This is a genomic window from Pseudomonas sp. RU47 (assembly GCF_004011755.1).
Taxonomy (GTDB): domain Bacteria; phylum Pseudomonadota; class Gammaproteobacteria; order Pseudomonadales; family Pseudomonadaceae; genus Aquipseudomonas.
Genome location: NZ_CP022411.1, coordinates 3396871 through 3415575, shown reverse-complemented (window position 1 = coordinate 3415575; position 18705 = coordinate 3396871). Strand labels below are relative to the sequence as shown.

The following is an 18705-nucleotide window of genomic DNA, read 5'->3' as shown; positions in this document are numbered from 1 at the left end:
ACGCCGGGGAGGGCGGGTTTCATCTTCCGCCCCTTCCCCTGTGGCGCGTTGACGACTATCTTGGGCGAGCCTTGCAGTTCCATCTATCCACTTTAAGCAGCACCAAAGCGCACCAAAAGAGTGCGCAAGGTCACCCCATGACAACGTGCAATCCGCTCCAGGTTCAAGCTTTCAACACCGCCGATGTGGCCGAGCAAGTCCGCGCCACACCGGGCTGGGTCCAGCATTACCAACAGATGTCGCCGGGGCACTTCGCCGGGCAGATCCGCTATCTGGATCTGCAGGGTGTCGAGGTCTATGAAGAGCAGATGAACACCCGCGTCGAGCAGAATTTCAGCGCGCCATCGGGTGCCTTGGCGTTCTGTTTTGATCGCAGCGACAACGCGCTTTATTTGCTCAATGAAGACAGCCGCAATATCTGGATCACCCCGGAGAACTATCAGGAAATCGCCGTGGTGTTCGGCCCGGAATTCGTCCGCCAGCACGGTCTGAATGTGGCGAAACTCGAAGGGTTGTTCATGACCCAACTCAATTGCGGGCAGAACGCCTTGTTCAGTAAATGGTTAAGCTCAACTCTCACGAAGTTGTCGCAAGCTGTTGATCCGCTTGATAAAGATGCGCTGACAAAGCAACTTCTCGAAGACTGTTTGTTCATCCTCGACAACGCTCATTCCAGCCTTGATCGCGGCGGGTTAAAGCGGCGCAGCGAAGAACGGATGATCATGAAACGGGTTGGAGAGTGGGCAGCGGATTCGCCGGAAGACACGGTCAATCTGCTTGAACTGTCGCACGTGGCGGGGGTGCCTTTGCGCCAATTGCAACAAGCCTTCAAGGCCTACACCGGCATGACGCCGAGTCACTGGCTGCGCTTGCGCCGGTTGAACAGTGCACACCGTGAATTGCTCAAACGCCGGCCCACGGAAACTACGGTTGCCGAGGTGGCGATGCAGTGGTCGTTCTGGCATTTGGGAAGGTTTTCCAGCAGTTACCGGGCGTTGTTCAAGGAGTTGCCGAGCGAGACGCTGAAGCGCTCATGAATGTCGTGGATAAAAAGGCTTTGTGTCGGCGCGCAAGTTAAATAGAATCACTCTCATTTGAAACTGACTTCGCGCAGGACTCTTGAGATGACTGAAGCAGCGACGCCATCGCCGCAGCACCTGCACGAACTCTATCGCGACCATCGAGGCTGGCTGGAAACCTGGCTGCGGCGGCGCATGGGCAATGCCTGGGATGCGGCGGACCTGAGCCAGGATACCTTTTTGCGCGTGCTGTGCAGCGCTCAGCCGATTGCCGACATGCGTGAGCCGCGCGCTTATCTGCTGACCGTGGGCAAACGCCTGCTGAGCAATTTCTACACCCGCCGCAGTCTGGAAAAGGCCTATCTCGAAGCCCTGGCGCAATTGCCCGAAGAATGCGTGCCGTCGCCGGAGCAACGTTGGCTGCTGCTGGAAACCCTGCAAGCGCTGGATGAACTGCTCGATGGTTTGCCGCGAGCGGTGCGTCGGGCGTTTTTATGGAGTCAGCTTGAAGGCCTCGGTTATCGCGAAATCGCCGAGCGCCTGCAGGTCTCCGAACGCACAATAAAACGTTATATGGCGAAAGCTTACGAGCATTGCTTGATGTTGGATCTAGCATGCGCGTAGCGCCCAACGCAGAAGTGCGCGAAGTGGCACGCGCCGCCGCGCAATGGCTGGCGCTGCTCGAATCGGGCGATGCCACGGATGATGATCACGCGCGGCTGCAGCATTGGCGCAACAGTGACAGTCGTCATGAAAATGCTTGGCAGAAGATCCAGCTGTTGCGCCAACGCTTTTCCGCTGTGCCGGCGGCGTTGGCCATGGCCACACTCGATCGCCCGGATCTGGCGCGGCGTGTAGCTCTGAAAAGGGCGCTGGGTCTGGCGGCTTTGGTGCCTGCGGCGTGGTTGATCAGTCGCCAGTTGCCACTCGACGTCTGGCGCGCGGATTTGCAGACTTCCACCGGCGAGCACACGCGAACACGGCTGGCCGACGGCAGCACCTTGCTACTGAACACTGCCAGTGCGGTAAACGTCGATCTGGCCAGCCGTCAGTTGACGTTGGTGCGTGGCGAAATGGCGCTCAACGTTCCGGGTAGCACGGCATTGACGGTCAACGCGCCGTACGGTCGGATCATTGTCAGCCGCAGCGAAGTCTGCGTGCGCCTCAACGAGCGTGACTGCAACGTGTCGGTGGTCAGCGGCTCGGTGCAATTGCAGCCGTTGCACGGGCCGGCGCTGCAGTTGAACGCCGGGCAACAGGTCAATTTGCAGGCCTCCGGCGCCGGACCGATCGCGCTGTTCGACGCCCAACTGCCGGGTTGGCGTGACGGTGTGTTGATGGCGCAAAACCAGCCGTTGGGGGATTTCCTGCGCGAGTTGAGCCGTTATCGCTCGGGGCTTCTGCGCTGGGAGCCAGCACTTGAAAGTCTGCGTGTCACCGGCAGTTTCCGTCTCGACGACACCGATAAAGTGCTGGCGCTGCTGGCGGCGAGCCTGCCATTGGAGGTTCATTCGCGCACGCGTTTCTGGGTAACGCTGGCGCCGCGAAAAAATATCGTCTGAAGCCTGTCCCTTTTTTTCGCCTCACCGGTCATTGCAGGTAAGTGAACAAAATCGAGAGCTTCTTCCAATGCCCGCAGTATTCCCAAGTCGTTTGCGTCCGTTGTTGCAGTTGAGCCTCCTGCTGAGCCTGAGTGCCAGCCCTGTGTTGATCCAGTCCAGTTGGGCCGAAGACGCCGCTCGGCGCAGTTACCAGGTGCCGGCCGGTAGTTTGAGCGCCGCACTGACCCGCTTTGCCGGGTTGGCCGGGATCAATCTGTCGGTGGATCCGGCGCTGGTCAGCGGGCGCAGCAGCAATGGTTTGTCCGGCGAGTTTGGCGTGGAGGAGGGGTTTACCCGGTTGTTGCTGGGTTCTGGTTTGCAACTGCAACCGGTGGGCGATCAGGCTTACACCCTGGTGCCTGCACCGGAGGCCGGCAGCCTGCAACTGGCGCCGACGTCGATTCTCGGTGCCACCGGTTCCAGCGATGCCGATGTGTTTGCCGGCGGCCAAGTCGCGCGCCGTGGCTCGCAGGGTTTGCTGGGGTCGAAAGACTTCATGGAAACCCCGTTCAGCATGACCACCTACACCAGCGAAGCCGTGAAGAATCAGCAGGCGCGCACCTTGGGCGATCTGATTTCCAGCGATCCGTCGGTGCGCGCGACCAACCCGGCCGGTGGTCGCTACGAGCAGTTCACCATCCGTGGTTTCAGCCTGTTCAACAGCGACGTGGCGTACAACGGGCTCTATGGCGTGCTGCCGACGTACACCATTGACATGGAAATGGCCGATCGTGTGGATATCATCAAAGGCCCGAGCCAGCTCATCAACGGCATCTCGCCGCGGGGCAGCGTAGGCGGGGGGATCAACGTGGTGCCCAAGCGAGCCACCGACAAACCGATCACTTCGCTGACGGCCAATTACGCGTCGAATAATCAGGTGGGTGGCGCGGTGGATGTCGGCCGGCGGTTCGGTGAGGACAATCAGTTCGGCCTGCGTTTCAACGGCGTCAAACAATCCGGTGATACCGAGTGGGATCACCAGAGCGTCGACCGTGACATGGCCGTGCTCGGCCTGGATTTTCGCGGTGAGCGCTTGCGACTTTCGACCGATATCGGCCACACCGAACGCGACACCGACGCGCCGCAGGAGCGCGTGCAGGTCGCGGCCAATGCCAAGGTTCCGAGCGCCAATAAGGTGCATCGCAACTACGCGCAACCGTGGACTCAGGCGAAAACCGAGGACACCTTCGGCACGCTCAACGCTGAGTTCGACGTCAATGATTCGGTGATGCTGTACGGCGGCGTCGGCGCGCGCAAAAGTAATCATGACTTCTTGCGCCACGCCGTTTCTGTCACCAACGATGCCGGTGATTTCAGCGTGCAACCGCGCGACTTCACCCGCGACGAAAACGTGCGCACAGCCACGGCAGGCGTACGCAACTGGTTCCATACCGGGCCGGTGAGCCATGAGGTCAACCTCGCGGCCAGCTACTTCTACATGGATTTCGAGAACGGCGGCGCGCGTTACGCGGCAGGGCGCAGCAACCTGTATGACCCGGTGGAAACAGCAAAACCCGGCACGCCGACACGCAATGACGCCAAGGTCTACACGGAAAACCGCTTCAGCGGCGTAGCGCTGTCCGACACCCTGGGCTTTTTCGACGATCGATTGCTGCTGACCCTCGGTGCGCGCTGGCAGCGGGTGAAAGTCGACGACTGGAGCGATGACGTCAAAGGCGACACCGCTTACGACGAAGAAAAGGTTTCGCCTTCGGGTGGGATTCTGTTCAAGGCCACGGACCGACTGTCGTTGTACGCCAACTACATGGAAGGCTTGAGCCAAGGCAAAATCGCGCCGTCGACCTCCATCAACGAGGACGAAATCTTCCCGCCATTTATCAGCCGCCAGGTTGAAGTGGGGGCCAAATACGACGCCGGCGCCTACGCGTTGACCGCTGCGGTGTTTCGCATCAAGCAACCGGCGTACGAAACCAACGCCACCACGCGAGTCTTCGGCCCCAATGGCAAGCGTGAGAACAATGGCGTGGAGCTGAGCGTGTTCGGCGAACCGCTCAAAGGCTTCCGCTTGCTCGGCGGCGTGATGTACATCGACAGCGAGCTGACCCACACCACCAATGGCACCTTCGACGGCAATCGCGCGCCGGCGACGCCGAAATACAACGTCAATCTCGGCGCCGAGTGGGACGTGCCGACTGTGCAGGGGCTGACGCTGACAACCCGTGGCATCTATTCGAGTTCGCAGTATCTGGATCAGTCAAACAACAAGGAAATCGACTCCTGGGAGCGCTTCGACGTAGGCACGCGGTACGCCTTCAAAGTCGATGAGAAAACCATCACCCTGCGCGCCAATGTCGAGAACGTGCTGGATAAACGCTACTGGAGTTCGGCAGGCGCTTCGGATGACAGTGAACCGGGGTTGACGTTGTCGACACCGAGAACCTATCTGCTTTCAGCGACGGTGGATTTCTGATTCCACTCGGCAAATCCAAAGCAATCGGAGTGCTATCAGCGAGCGGATCCACTCTCACAGTGATGTCCTGACCACCAATGGACAGTCAACTCGCTGAGTTCCCGATAGCTCAAGGGTTTCGATCAGATGCCGTGCAGCCTGGCGACCAATCTCGTAGTACGGCAGTTGCACGGTGGTCAGTGGCGGGATGAACAACTCGGCAATGCCGATCATGTTGTCGTAGCCGAGGACGGCGACATCGTCGGGAATTTTCAGGCCTCGCCCCAACAGCAGTTGATAGGCACAGAAGGCAATGCGGTCGTTGCCACAGATCAGAATATCGAATTGGGGACGACCATCAATGACATGCCGGTCGAGGATAGCGGCTGTTTCACTGTAGGCATCATGATCGGAAAGGTCGTATTGCAGGAGCGTGTCAGGCGCTAGGCCGAATGCCTTACAGGCACGCTGCAGGCCTTTCTGTCGCAGCCCCCATGCCAGACTCTGTTTCGGCAGATTGATACACAGAGGACGCTTGTAGCCGAGGCTCAACGCGTGGTGTACGGCGCGATACTGGCCCATTTCGTCGTCGGGCACATAACTGACGAGGCTGCTGTCATCTGCCAGACAATTGGCGAGCACCAGAGGCTTGCTCTTCAAGCGCTCGGGAATGCTGACCTGGCGAAACCCCATGGCGCTGAAGATCAAGCCGTCCGGACGGTGCGACAGCATCAGATCAATGTTCTGGTCGGTGGGCGGGTTGCTGAGCAGGTTGAGGATAAAGACATTCCAGCCGGCCTGTTGCGCGGTCTGCTCAATGGACAGCAGCAGCTCGACCGCGAAGGGCGTGGTCGCGGTGTCCAGCGCGAACACGCCGATGGTGCGCGACTGGAGGTTGTCACCGCGCATCTTGCGCGCTGACAGGCTGGGTACGAATTGCAGTTCATCAATGGCACGACGCACCCGTAGAAGGGTTTCGGGGCTCAGTTTTTCCGGACTATTGAGCGCTCGAGACACCGTCATCAGGGACACGCCGGCCAGTTGTGCAACGTCTTTCACTGAAGTCATGCGAAGTGCGGCCGGTCAGGTTGACGCAGAATCATGACACAGGGCCCGGGCTTCTCGCGACCCGAATGACGCCGCTCATGACCATGCAGAACCGAGAATCCATGCCTTGGCAATCGAGACGCGCCCGCCACTCCCGCTGGCCATCAGCTTCACACCCAGACTGTCGGAGCGCGGATAGAGGCGACTGCTGAGGCTGAAGCGGCCGTTTTCGTCGAACACCTCAATGGACGAGCGATCAAGAAACACGCGCAGTTCCAGTCGCTCTTGTGTCGGGTCTATCGAGACGCTGCGCTGGCCGGTGACTTGCGCACCCGAGCGGCTGCGGTCAAGCACCAGACGCTGCAGTGACGCATCGTAATAGAGCAGGGTTTCTTCACGGCCATCGTCGCTGCAACGGAGGGCGACTCCCAGGTGGCCGTCAGTGCAGCCGAGCAAATCGAGATGCACATGGATTTCCAGCATGTCGCCGTTTACCTCCGGCACCCAGCGGGTTCCCGACGCTTCCCACCACGGCGCCCCCGGCAATTGCGTCATTCGTAGCGCGCTGAGCTCCCGTGCCGGATACACGCAAAGGCGATCGGCGCACAGCTCAAGTTCGCGTGGCAGTCCGAGCATGCCGCACCAGTGATGGGCCTGGCTCGGCATCGGGCTTTCCCACATGTCCAGCCACGCCCAGACGAGGCGCCGACCATCGGCGGCCAACAGCGTCTGCGCCGCATAGAAATCGTGGCCGTTATCCAGCTCGATAAAAGGTCCACCGGTGAAGCGCCACTGGTTGTCGAGCTGGCCCACTCGATAACCGGTCTGGTACTTGTTGAGCCGGTCATAACCGTCGGCTTGCATGCCTTGCGGTGAGTACAGCAACACATCGCGTCCATTCAGTCGAAACAGGTCCGGGCATTCCCACATATAGCCATCGCCCTCGCTGCCGGCGGATACATAGTCGAGGAATTCCCAGGCGTGCAGATCCGTGGAGCGGTACAACGGCAGCAACGGCCTGTCGCCCAGACGTGCGCCGGCAATCAGGTACCAATAGCCATCCGCGTGCCAGACCTTGGGGTCGCGGAAATGCATGATGGCGTCTTGCGGCGCGGCGTCGATGACGGCGCCATGCTTGACGAAGCGGATGCCGTCATTGCTGGTGGCCAGGCACTGGACCTGGCGGATCAAGCGCTCGTCACCCACTTCCCCCAGCCAGGTGTGCCCGGTGTAGATCAGCGCCAGGGTATCGCCACAGACCACGGCGCTACCGGAAAAACAGCCGTCGCGGTCGCAGTCATCGCCGGGGGCCAGCGCAATGGGCAGGTGCTGCCAATGCACCAGATCGGCACTCTTGGCGTGGCCCCAATACATCGGGCCCCATTTCGCGTCGAAGGGGTGATGCTGATAGAAAACGTGATATTCGCCACGAAAGTACACGACGCCGTTCGGGTCGTTCATCCAGCCTGCCGGCGGGGCAATATGATAACCGGGTCGATAATCCTCGATGACGCGAGACTGGCTGTCAGCCAGTGCGCGCTGCGCAAGGTCAAGGGTAGAAGGCATGGGATCGCTCGGGGTATTCAAAGACAAAGTCATAGGGCGTGTGCTCGGATTGAGCGCCGAGAGAGGTCATCCGCCACGGATTCAATGGCGTGCGGGTGGCGCTTCAATGCCGTGCCGTCGGTGTCGAACAGGTGGATCTTGTCGATGTCCAGTTGCAGTTCGACCCGATCGCCTGTCTGCCAACCGGCGTTGACTTCACAACGACAGATCAGTGGCTCGTCCTGCCCGGCATCGAGGTGCACATAGGTTTCACTGCCCAAATATTCGACCCCGGTCACGACGACGCCAGCCGTTCCCGGCGCCGCTTTGAGCGACAGGTGTTCCGGACGAACGCCCAGGCTCAGCGAGGCGTCTGCCGCCAGGTTCGAGCTGTCGAAGGGCAGGGTGGTCATCCCCAAAACCGGCGTATCGACCAGGCTGGTTTCGCCCGGCGCATGCAGGCGTGCCGGCAGGAAATTCATTTTCGGCGAACCGAGAAAACCGGCGACAAAGCGGCTGGCCGGGCGCTCATAGAGTTCGCGCGGTGAGCCGACCTGCTCGATATGGCCGCCATTGAGCACGACAATTTTGTCGGCCAGGGTCATCGCTTCCACCTGATCGTGAGTGACGTAGATCATGGTTGAGCGCAATCGGGCATGCAGTCGGGCGATTTCGTTGCGCATCTGCACCCGCAATGAAGCATCCAGGTTGGACAGCGGCTCATCGAACAACAGAATGTCCGGCTCCCGCGCCATGGCTCTACCCATGGCTACTCGCTGACGCTGCCCGCCAGACAGTTCTTTTGGTTTGCGTTGCAGCAGTTTGTCCAATTGCAGGATTTGCGCAGTTTTCAGCACCCGCTCGCGCAGGCTGCTCTTTTCAGTTTTGGCCAGTTTGAGACCGAAACTGATGTTCTCGTAGACGCTCATGTGCGGGTACAGCGCATAGGACTGAAAGACCATGCCGACGCCACGCTCGCGCGGTTCGAGGTCGTTGACTCGCCGCCCGTCGATCAGCAAATCACCAGCGCAGATCGAATCCAGTCCGGCGATCAGGCGCAGCAGCGTCGACTTTCCGCAGCCCGAAGGGCCGACGAACACGACGAATTCACCCGCCGCAATCTCCAGGTTGATGTCGCGAAGAATCCGCGCGCCGCCCAATTGTTTGTTGACGTTGTCCAGTTTCAATTTGATCACGATGCTGTTCCTTGTCTTTGTTGGGCATCAACCCTTTAACGCGCCGGCAGTGAGACCGGAAACGATTCGGCGCTGGAAGATCAGCACCAGAATCACCAGTGGGACGGTGACCAGCACCGAGGCAGCCATCAACAAGCCCCAAGGCAACTCATGGGGGCTGCCGCCGGAAATCAAGGCGATGGCAACCGGCACCGTGCGTTGGCTGTCGGTGAGGGTGAACGTCAGGGCAAACAGAAACTCGTTCCACGCCGCGATGAAGGCCAACAAACCGGTGGTGACCAGGGCGGGCCAGAGTAGCGGCAACAGCACGCGGGTCAGCGTCACCCACGGGGACGCACCATCCATGATTGCCGCTTCCTCCAGTTCATGGGGGAGTTGCCCCATGAAGGTGGTCAGCACCCAGACGGTGAAGGGCAGGGTGAAAATCGTGTAGCTGAGGATCAACGCCCACGAGGTGTTGTACAGACCCAAGGCGCGGATCACTTCGAACAGTCCCGACAGCACCGCGACCTGAGGAAACATCGACACGCCAAGGACCATCATCAACACCGTGCCACGCCCACGGAATTTCACTCGGCCCAAGGCATAGGCAGCGGTCAGGCTGAGGAACAGCGCCAATGTGACCACGCACAGCGCAACCACCAGCGAATTACCAATTGCCCGCAGGAATGAGGCCTGGTGGAGGACCGCCGCGTAATTGGAGAAGTCGGGATTTTCGATCCAGTAACTCACCTCGAACAAGGCACTGGAGGGCTTCAGCGACGTCACGATGGCGTAGTAGAACGGGAAAACCGCATACAGCAGCAAAACCCCGATCAGGCACCAGAATCCGAGGCGCAACAGCGTTTTTTTCAGCAGGCGCGGGCTCATGCGCGGACCTCCAGTTGACGGCGTCCGAGGTAGAGGTAAAGCATGGCGATCACCGCGACCACCAGAAACAACAGCGTCGAAGCCGCGCTGCCGTAACCGACGTCCTGGAACTCCACCAGGTGCTGGCGGGCATACACCGACATGCTCATGGTGCTCGACGAGTTCGAGGTCAGCACATAAATGACGTCGAATACCCGCAGGGAATCAAGGATGCGGAAGATCGCCGCCACCAGCAGTGCAGGCATCAACAGTGGCAGCGTGACACGCCAGAACACCTTCAGCGGGTGAATGCCATCGACCCTGGCCGCTTCGTAGCAATCGCTCGGCAACATCTGCAAGGCCGCCAGCATCAGCAGCGTGACGAAGGGTACGGTTTTCCAAACGTCAACGATGATCACCGCCCACATCGACAGGTCGGCATCTGCCGTCCAGGCCAGAGGGGCCTCAATCAAGCCGAGACTGAGCATCAGGTGATTGATGATGCCGAACTGGTCGTTCAGCATCCATGACCAGATCTTCGCCGAGACAATCGTCGGAATCGCCCACGGAATCAGAATCAACGCTCGCACCAGAGAACGGCCGGTGAACTTGATGTTCAGCAGCAACGCCACCAACAGTCCCAGCACGACCTCCAGCCCCACCGAGACCACCGTGAAATACAACGTGTTGCGCACCGCATTCCACCACTGTGGATCGACGAGGATGCCCGACCAGCCGGAATCGCTGAACAACAGATAATTGCTCAAGCCTATGAAGGTTGCGCCACCGGTGTCGGCCAGGCTGGCGTCGGTCAGGCTGAACCAGAATGTGCGCAGCAGCGGCCACGCAGCCACCAAGGCCAGGCAGATCAGCATTGGCGTCAGAAACAGCCAGGCAGCGCGCACCCGGCGACGTTGTACAGGCGTTTCCCTCGTGAGCAGAAGCTCGTCAAAAGGGGCATGGGTCGTAGAGACAGACATGGTGATTTCCTTCCTTGTGGCTTACCAGTTCCGGCGTTTGATGCGCGTGAGTTCGCTTTCCAGTTCGGCGAGTGCCTGATCGACGGGCAATTCGCCCGCCAGCACGCCATGCACCCGATCGAAGAACGCATTGGAGACCCGTGGATAGCGATCGGCAGTGATGGCGGCGGGGCGCATGACCCCAGCGTTGAGAATGCTGTGCAGCTGAGCGTAATAAGGCATGGCCGCGAGCAATTCGGGATCTTGATACAGCGACTCGATCACCGGGTTATAGCCGCCTTTCAAAGCTCGACGCTTTTGCTCCTGGGCACTGCTCAGGTAGCTCACCAGCTCAGCGGCAAGTTGGGGATGCGCGCTGTAACGCGATACCGCCAGGCCCCAGCCACCAAGGGTGGAGGCATGCTCGCCGGTCTCGCCGCCGCGGGGCAGGGGAGCGACGCCGACCTGGTCTTTTACGGCGCTGTCCTGGCTTTGCACCAGAGCCCAGACATAAGGCCAGTTACGCATGAACAGCGCATTGCCCGACTGGAATACGCCACGTCCTTCTTCCTCGGTGTAATTGAGCACGCCCCGCGGGGAGATATCTCCGACCCAGCTTTTCGCCAACGTCAACGCCGCTCTCGAGGCCTGGCTGTTGACCACGATGTCGCCGCGTTGATTGATCAGTCCGCCCTGCGGCTGGCTGCTGATCCACTCCAGCGCATTACACGTCAGCCCCTCGTAGGCACGTCCCTGAAAGATATAACCCCAGAGATTGGCGTTGCCGGCGTCGCGCTCGGCCTGTTGCACAGCCCTGGCGGTAGCGGTCATTTCCTCCCACGTTTGAGGAACCTGCTTGGTGTATTTCTCAAGCAAGTCTTTGCGGTAATACAGCAGCCCCGAGTCGGTGAACCACGGCATTGTCACCAGCCGTCCGTTGACCGTGGCGTTATCGACTTGGGCCTGGAAGTAGCCTTGGGTCGCGTTGGCGGGCAGCACCTCACGCAGATCCATCAGGTGTTTGGCCAGCATCCCCGGCCAGACCATATCGATTTGAATGATGTCGATGTCGGTGGACTGCGCACTGAGGATCTGCTGGTAGAACGACAACCTCTCGGTCGCCGAGTTAGGCGTGGAGACCACCTCGACGTTGTTGCCGGTCTGTTTCGACCATGCATCGACAGCCTCTTTGCACAGCTGCAACTCCGCACCCACCGCACCGCAGGAGATCGTCAGATCGGTTGCGTTCGACACGGATGGCAGTGCGGCAGACAGGGTGATCAATGCGACTGGCAGGAGCGATTTCAGGTGTTTCATCGAGCGTCCTTTATTTTTGTTTTTAGAAAAGTTAACGTTAACATCGCCAAATGTAGCAGCGTATTTGCGAGGAGGCATCCTTTTTTTGTCGTTTGTGACAACTCGCGACTCACGCAAAAAGGGCAACTGCGGCAACCAAAAATAAAAACAAAACAGGGAATCAACATGCAGAAAGGATCAAGCTGGCTACTGGTCGGCGTGCTCGGCACATCGGCGGCGGCTTCTCAGGCCGCGACGCTGGAAGAGCGCATGGCCGCACTTGAAGCGCGTGCCAGCGCAGCGGAAAAGCGTGCAGCCACGGCAGAACAGCAGACCCAGGTACTTGCCCGGGAATTGCAGCAGATCAAACTCGCGGCGCCGCCCTTGCAGCCCGTCGCGTCTAACGCAACAGCCATTTCGGCGCCTGCTCTGGACACCCGACTGGCAAAACTCGAAGCCCGTCAGCAAAGCCTGGAAAAGGAGGGCAGTACCGCGAACCTCACCGATGGATTCAGCTTCAACGGCTATGCGCGCTCCGGGTTGCTGGTCGACGAGGGGCTGGGTGGTGGCCGTGGCGGCCCTTATACAACGCCGGCCGGCTCGGTGGGCGGGGCAGTCGGGCGACTCGGCAACGAGGACGACACCTACATGCGTATCGACCTGTCGAAAGAGCTCTATGCGCAAAACGGCACCCGATCAAAATTCACGGTCTCCATCGCCGACGGTGTGGAAAGCTCCAATGACTGGACGGCCGACGAAAGCAACCTCAACGTACGCCAGGTGTTCGCCACGCTCGACCATGTCGCTGCGTTCAAAGGCAATTCAGTCTTCGAGAACGCTACGCTGTGGGCGGGCAAGCGCTTCGATAGAGATAATTTCGATATCCACTGGCTGGACTCCGACGTCGTTTACCTGGCCGGTACCGGCGGTGGAATTTACGATGTGCAGATGAACCAGCATTGGCGCTCGAATTACTCGTTGATTGGGCGTAGCTACGGGGATTTCAGTCAAGGCGGCATTAATGCCGATGTGGAAAGCTACGTCCTGACCTCCAACCAGTTCTTTGCGGATGGCCAGTGGCAGTGGATGTACAACGCCATCGGCGCCAAGAAAAACGATGTCGGCACCCACACCAACAAAGCCGGTTTGACGCCTGCGGATAGCGGTTTGCACAGCATGCTGGCCAATCACCAGAAGACCTTTTTCGGCAGGGAAGGCTTCTTCAAAACGGCGTTGCTCTATGGGCAGGGTCTGGGGGCAGAGGTCAAGAACATTGGCTCGGACGGTGAGTTGATCGACGACGCCCGCGCGCTGCGTCTGGCGCTTTACGGTGAGACCCCGCTGACCTCTGACTGGCGCATCGGGCCCAGCTTGCTGGCCGAACAGAGCAAGGATCGATACGTCAAAGGTGACGACTACCGCTGGCTGACCCTGAACGTGCGCTTGGCCAACAAAATCAACAGCAACTTCGAAATGGCCTACGAAATGAGCTGGCAAACCATGAACCTCGAGCCCAAAGGCTATCTACAACGCAATGCGGTCGATGGTAACTTCTGGAAATTCACGGTCGCCCCGACATTCAAACTTGACGTTGGCGATCTACTCACGCGTCCGGAGTTGCGAGTGTTCGCCAGCTACATGAACTGGTCTTCTGATCTGGACAGGTTCAGTACTAACGACTCCTTTGGCATGTCCGACTTCCAGGCGGGAGGAGTGTGGCAATACGGCATACAGATGGAAACCTGGTTTTAATCGTTGAACGTACTTGCGATAGTGCAGTGCTGGAGCGGCGAAGGATGCTCCAAGCTAATGATGTCGTTTCTTCCCAGGATGGATGATTACCCAATGCTCAAGTTCAATGCTCATCTCGGTTTCCAATTCAATGAATTGCCTTTTCTCCAACGCATCGAAGCCGCCGCAGCCGCCGGTTTCCGGGCAGTTGAATTCCCGTCGCCGTATGAATTCGACGCCAGTCTGCTTGCCGACCATCTAGCCCAACACAGTTTGCCGTTGATTCAGTTCGCCGCCCCGGCGGGCGTGACCAAAGGCATCGCCGCGTTACAGGGCAGGGGCGAGGAGTTTCGTGACGGGTTGCTCCAGGCCGTCCGCTACGCAAAGACCTTGGCGTGTGCGGATGTCCACATCATGTCGGGCGTTACCACGCAGAGTGACGCTGAGCGAACCTACGCGGGCAACCTGGAATATGCGGTCAAGTACCTGGAAGACCAGGGGCTGCGGCCGCTTATCGAAGTGATCAGCGCGGAGGCGATGCCGGGTTATTACATGTCTGACTTCAGCAAGGCGCAACAGATACTGGAGACCTTCCCGAGTGTCGGGCTGATTCTTGATCTTTACCATGCCCAGCTTTTGACCGGAGACGCAGCCGATGTGCTGGCGCGGTTCTATGACAGAACCGTGCATGTGCAAATTGCCGATTGCCCGGGTCGTCACGAGCCGGGAACGGGGAATATCAACTTTGCTGCCTTGTTCGCGGCGCTGGAGCAGCGCGGGTACGCGGGATGGATTGGGTGTGAGTACCGTCCTTCTGGATCTACTGTTGCGAGTCTTGAGTGGATCAAGCAGCTGAGTGCTTAGGTTCTAGACAGAAATCTTTGGATCGCAGATATAGGTAAATCGCCGCCATCAAAGGCAGAAGCCCTTGATGGCCGAGCGAGAAGAACTCATCGATATCGGCCTGACGTTGGCGAGTAGGGGGGAGTAAATGCCTGATGCGGTTTTTGTAAGCAGAACTATCTTGTTCGGAGATTGTGATCCGGCAGGGGTGGTTTACACCCCGCGATTCTCATATTTTGCTGTAGAGGCCATTGGTATAGCACTCGACAGATGGGTAGGGGGGCCGGGGCTTAGAGCGGTGATGAGTTTTAATATATTGCCGCCGGTTCGTGCGATGTCGATCGAGTTGCTGGCTCCGCTGACGTGGGATGACGAAATGACTATTAAAGTCAGCGTGGCCAGGTTGGGCGAGCACTCTTTTACTTTTTTGGTTGAGGGGGTTATAGGAGAAGGCGTGCTGGCATTTACCGCGAATGTCACACACGTATGTGTCTCACCGGAAAGTAAAGAAGTTGTACCCATTCCAGCTCCGTTGCGAGCGCTTCTTTCGTAGACGATCAGACGGACTCAACAAAGTTTCGGGGGGGGGCAAGTGTCCGGTTGTGGCCAGAATCTACCGTTCCTCACCGGCAGCTATGGGGCGATTGCAGCGTTGGTGACCGGCAGCAATCGGCCAGAAGCGGACAGCCGTCCTGCTGGCACGCATAGCGTGTCCATTTTGTCGAAGTAAAATGGGCGTTAATGGCCTCCTGAGCGAATGGAATCCCTAATCCCCAACCCTGATTCACTGGGTTCAAAGATTTGCGTTCTACTTGGGTTGGATGCCCCTTCCGGGGATCCTCTCTATCTCAACACGTGACGCGCGGGTAATCTCCCATCCACTGGTGGCCGGACACAATTTTTTACGGTACTTTGTACTGGCATGAGGCCATATTCAAGGCAGGACGCACCTCCACGGCACGGGCCAATGTCCCCTAGCCGGTACCGTTCCTGCGCATTCATTTCGTGACAGGAACGACCATGTCAGGCGGCGAAACCGATAACATTGCGAGACTCGCGGAGCTCGTTTCCAACGACATCTTCAGCTTTTTCAGGTGGAAGAAAGAGGGGCCACCCAACCTCAACTTCGTCTGTGTGAAGAGGGAAACTCACGCCCCGTTGAAGAAGTCCGAGCACACACACCCGGCTGACGTGGTGTTCAAGTACGCAGATCCTTACCTGAACAAAGCCATCTACCTTCATACCGATTTGAAGAGTTATGCGGTTGGCTCCATCACTCTGGACTCGATCAAGAAGGCCTTGAAGTCTTTGGGCAAGACCATCGACTGTGCTCGTGCTTCGCCGGAATGGCGGACTCGCTATCATTTGGCTAAGCGTGAGAAGTATGAAATCCGTGGGATGCTGTTCGTCTATAACCACGATGACGATTACGACAAGAATTTCTACGATCACTTCAAGAATTACAAAGGTGAGAATCTGCACATCAAAGATTCTCAACAGGTTCATATCGTCGAACCTTCATTGATCAATTACCTGAAGACCTTGCAGCTCGATGTAAACACCCTGAGGGCGGAAGGGAAATTCCCGAGAGACAATTACACCTTCTATTACCCTGACCTCGTCTTGCACAAGGCCAGTGGTGAATACTGGGATCGTGCGGCCACCGCAGAACTCATCGCCTCGCCATATATGATCATTCACCACAAAGAGGTGAAGTCGTACTGCGAGAAGGCCCAAGACGTGACTGAGACTTATAGCGAAGGCTATCTGATCTATTATCGTCGCGATGGCAGCACTGAGATCGAGTTCAGGTACCTCTTTGACGCGCTTTCCAGGTTCCAGATCCTTAACGCCAACAAGGACTTGAAGATCCGAATCAGGGTTGCCAATCGCCACCATCACAGCAGCATCATCAGCAACTTCAATGCTGCCATTAACAGCTATGTGACCGAGTGGGGCGAAGACGAAAACCGCAAGCGGAAACTGCAGGCGATCGAACTAGAAGTGGTAAATCACGCGATTCCGAACTATAAGCCCGAAGTAATCGGATGGGAGCGAGACTGACATGAGAATGGGTAGTTTGTACTTTGCATCCGACAAAGCGATCTACGATGCGCTCACGCAGCGAAGCCTGACGAGCGCTGAGCTCAGGAAGGTCTTCCTCTCCAGAGGGATCGTGATTTCCAATGAATCGGACAAAAAATTCCTAGCCAATCGATTCAGTGCCCTGTTCCATGACTACTACGACTATCGGAACCTGTCCCTTCTGGTGGGTGGGCGTGACAGTCGTGAGAAAACCACCAATGTGGTCGTCACGACAGCTGTCACTAAAGACCAACTGACCGACGCTCTCACCTCCGTCAAGGAGTGGCTGGTGGATGACCAGCACGAGCAGGCTGAGGTGGCCGTCCATGGTGATCAGCTCAAGCTCACCGTCAAATACCAAAAGCTCGATTTGAGTCAGGCAGAGTTCCGCCAGGTGGTTGAGAAGACGGCGGAGGTGATCCTTGAGAAGCAGGGCAGTGGCTGGAAGATCACTGGCCCCATGAACGACAAGTTCAAGGACATCACAGATCAATTGTATTCCCAGATCGAGATAGTCACTGATCAGGACGTGGCGACCCGAACCATTTCCTTGGAGGCGATTCCTGATGCGGGCATCAGGACGAATTTCCTTCGCAGCTTGATCCGCAATCTCAAGGACATGGAGGTGGTCGATGTGGTCGACGTCTCCACGTTCAACCCTAAAGACCAAGAAGATGATGACCTGGATCTCAGTGACGATGCGTTGGTGATCGAGGATTCGATTGAGGTTGAGTCAGAAGATGAGGGTGAGGAGGGGGAAGATGGCAACCCTGAAGCCGAACTGACCAGGCCGCAGCCAGAAGCCAGGATTCACAAGGTCATCCGCATCGACAAGGCGTCCCTGAAGGGTAAGGGTGTCTTGGAGTCGAAGCAGTTGCTTGAGCTTGAAGGCCACGGGTTCTATATGTGGAAAATTCGATGGAAAGCTCGTGAGAAGCTCGTTGGGTCTGAGCTAGTCCTGTTTGAGGCTCAGTTTGGTAACCAGGCTAAGTACTGCGATTTCTCCTACATCGTCAAAGGTGTCTACAACTACAACAACGGGAAATACGCCAAAAACCTGGTACGTGCCGAGCCGGTGTTCGAGCAGAAGCTCAAGATCCGCTTGGAGGAGGCGGCGCAGAAGACTCTGAATGACATCGAAAGGAGTCTGACGACATGAAGTCAAAGCGGCTGAAACTCTGGGTTCTGACCGCTCGCATTGACTTTCAGACCCTTGTGCATGGACTTCGACAACAGCAGTTTAACGACCAGACTCGCGTTGGTGTCGAGGCTATCGAGATCCTGGATGACAAGGCAACCTTTCGGTACCACGAGCAGCGGGATATCACCCAGTCGTTCACGAACCCTCTGGGCGAAACCGTCGAATCGAGTTACTCGACGTTCATCAGCTTCGACATGGTTTTCGAAAAACTTGGGCCGGATCGGTATTCGATCTGCATGGGTTCGCCACCGAAGGATTTGAAGCCGTTCGTGGAGCTCATGCGAGCGGCAACCGGGACGAACTTCGCGCTGGAGATTGTGAAGCCGGACATCTCTTCGGTTTATCAGCAGCTCAAGGCTGACAAGCGCTTCACGAGAGTCATGGCCAAGCGGATCGTTTCTGGAGCGGTGACGTTCGACATCGAAAGCAGCTACCGGGTCGATATTGCCTCGACGGGGAACGCGATGACGAAGTTGTTGGAGATCACGGGTGGCCGCGCGGCCCCGATCGACAAGATCAAAATCGTCTACACGTACGACTCAAGGCCTGTTCAGATTGAGCTCTCGCGCTCAGGTGTGATTGCAGTGTCGTGGGATGATGAGGAGCACCTTCACCTGCTGACAGGTCTCTTGATCCGGTAGATAGAGAGGCTAAGAGAAGTCGATCGGGTGCATCAGATCTGTCTCGGCTGGCTCGGCGCCTGGGGCTTCCACAAAACCCGGCCCCGCCCATAAAACGCTTGACTCCTAGTAACCAGAAAGGGGACGGCTCTATATTCTCTAGTGTCCCCTTTTGGCCGAATGCAGTCTGTCGTGAAGGGCTGCAATCGGCCCAAAGCCGCCGTTCGCCAACAACATAATTCGGCAAGACGCGGTCATTCAATCTTTAGAAAAGGGGACTGATTTATTTTATATGTCAGCGTT

The 18705-nt window shown here is 57.9% G+C and carries 16 protein-coding genes; 10 read left to right on the top strand and 6 right to left on the bottom strand.

The features are described 5' to 3' along the window. Nucleotides 1–137: 137 nt before the first annotated feature. The 4 genes from CCX46_RS15425 (at nucleotide 138) to CCX46_RS15410 (ending at nucleotide 5051) form a co-directional block, all read left to right on the top strand. A complete protein-coding gene (locus CCX46_RS15425; protein ID WP_127927753.1) occupies nucleotides 138–1037 on the top strand; it encodes a helix-turn-helix domain-containing protein in 900 nt (299 codons plus the stop codon). An 87-nt stretch (nucleotides 1038–1124) separates the two neighbouring features. Then, nucleotides 1125–1643: a sigma-70 family RNA polymerase sigma factor gene (locus tag CCX46_RS15420; protein WP_127927750.1), complete on the top strand. Its 519-nt coding sequence runs from the start codon at nucleotides 1125–1127 to the stop codon at nucleotides 1641–1643. Further along, nucleotides 1634–2581: a FecR domain-containing protein gene (locus CCX46_RS15415; protein ID WP_127927748.1), complete on the top strand. Its 948-nt coding sequence runs from the start codon at nucleotides 1634–1636 to the stop codon at nucleotides 2579–2581. The genes CCX46_RS15420 and CCX46_RS15415 overlap by 10 nt, the downstream gene beginning before the upstream one ends. A gap of 67 nt (nucleotides 2582–2648) precedes the next feature. Next, nucleotides 2649–5051: a TonB-dependent receptor gene (locus tag CCX46_RS15410; protein WP_127927745.1), complete on the top strand. Its 2403-nt coding sequence runs from the start codon at nucleotides 2649–2651 to the stop codon at nucleotides 5049–5051. 54 nt (nucleotides 5052–5105) lie between these two features. On the opposite strand, the gene CCX46_RS15405 is transcribed toward CCX46_RS15410, so the two are convergent. From CCX46_RS15405 to CCX46_RS15380, 6 genes are all read right to left on the bottom strand, one after another. Next, complete coding sequence (locus CCX46_RS15405) at nucleotides 5106–6098, bottom strand: LacI family DNA-binding transcriptional regulator (RefSeq protein ID WP_127927743.1); 993 nt, start codon at nucleotides 6096–6098, stop codon at nucleotides 5106–5108. 75 nt (nucleotides 6099–6173) lie between these two features. Further along, nucleotides 6174–7676, bottom strand: a complete 1503-nt coding sequence (locus CCX46_RS15400) for a glycoside hydrolase family 32 protein (RefSeq protein ID WP_177413862.1) — start codon at nucleotides 7674–7676, stop codon at nucleotides 6174–6176. Next, nucleotides 7673–8818 carry an ABC transporter ATP-binding protein gene (locus CCX46_RS15395; protein ID WP_127927739.1) on the bottom strand — a complete coding sequence of 382 codons (1146 nt, stop codon included), beginning with the start codon at nucleotides 8816–8818 and terminating at the stop codon, nucleotides 7673–7675. The genes CCX46_RS15400 and CCX46_RS15395 overlap by 4 nt, the downstream gene beginning before the upstream one ends. A 27-nt stretch (nucleotides 8819–8845) precedes the next feature. Further along, nucleotides 8846–9688, bottom strand: coding sequence for a carbohydrate ABC transporter permease (locus CCX46_RS15390; RefSeq protein WP_127927737.1), 843 nt, complete (start codon nucleotides 9686–9688; stop codon nucleotides 8846–8848). Then, nucleotides 9685–10647: a carbohydrate ABC transporter permease gene (locus tag CCX46_RS15385; protein WP_127927735.1), complete on the bottom strand. Its 963-nt coding sequence runs from the start codon at nucleotides 10645–10647 to the stop codon at nucleotides 9685–9687. Before CCX46_RS15385 ends, CCX46_RS15390 begins: the two co-directional genes overlap by 4 nt. A gap of 21 nt (nucleotides 10648–10668) precedes the next feature. Continuing rightward, nucleotides 10669–11943 (bottom strand): ABC transporter substrate-binding protein, encoded by a 1275-nt coding sequence (locus tag CCX46_RS15380; protein WP_127927733.1) that lies wholly within the window; start codon nucleotides 11941–11943, stop codon nucleotides 10669–10671. 165 nt (nucleotides 11944–12108) lie between these two features. Between CCX46_RS15380 and CCX46_RS15375 the strand changes: the two genes are divergently transcribed. The 6 genes from CCX46_RS15375 (at nucleotide 12109) to CCX46_RS15345 (ending at nucleotide 18423) form a co-directional block, all read left to right on the top strand. Then, the gene (locus tag CCX46_RS15375; RefSeq protein WP_127927731.1) at nucleotides 12109–13674 is read left to right on the top strand and encodes a carbohydrate porin; all 1566 of its coding nucleotides are present in this window, start codon (nucleotides 12109–12111) and stop codon (nucleotides 13672–13674) included. A gap of 93 nt (nucleotides 13675–13767) precedes the next feature. After that, complete coding sequence (locus CCX46_RS15365) at nucleotides 13768–14517, top strand: hydroxypyruvate isomerase family protein (RefSeq protein ID WP_127927729.1); 750 nt, start codon at nucleotides 13768–13770, stop codon at nucleotides 14515–14517. Between the two features lie 127 nt (nucleotides 14518–14644). Continuing rightward, nucleotides 14645–15049 (top strand): acyl-CoA thioesterase, encoded by a 405-nt coding sequence (locus CCX46_RS15360; RefSeq protein ID WP_127927727.1) that lies wholly within the window; start codon nucleotides 14645–14647, stop codon nucleotides 15047–15049. A gap of 467 nt (nucleotides 15050–15516) precedes the next feature. Further along, nucleotides 15517–16560, top strand: coding sequence for a hypothetical protein (locus CCX46_RS15355; protein WP_127927725.1), 1044 nt, complete (start codon nucleotides 15517–15519; stop codon nucleotides 16558–16560). Between the two features lies 1 nt (nucleotide 16561). Next, complete coding sequence (locus tag CCX46_RS15350) at nucleotides 16562–17740, top strand: hypothetical protein (protein ID WP_238704339.1); 1179 nt, start codon at nucleotides 16562–16564, stop codon at nucleotides 17738–17740. Then, nucleotides 17737–18423, top strand: coding sequence for a hypothetical protein (locus CCX46_RS15345; RefSeq protein WP_127927723.1), 687 nt, complete (start codon nucleotides 17737–17739; stop codon nucleotides 18421–18423). Before CCX46_RS15350 ends, CCX46_RS15345 begins: the two co-directional genes overlap by 4 nt. Nucleotides 18424–18705: the final 282 nt, after the last annotated feature.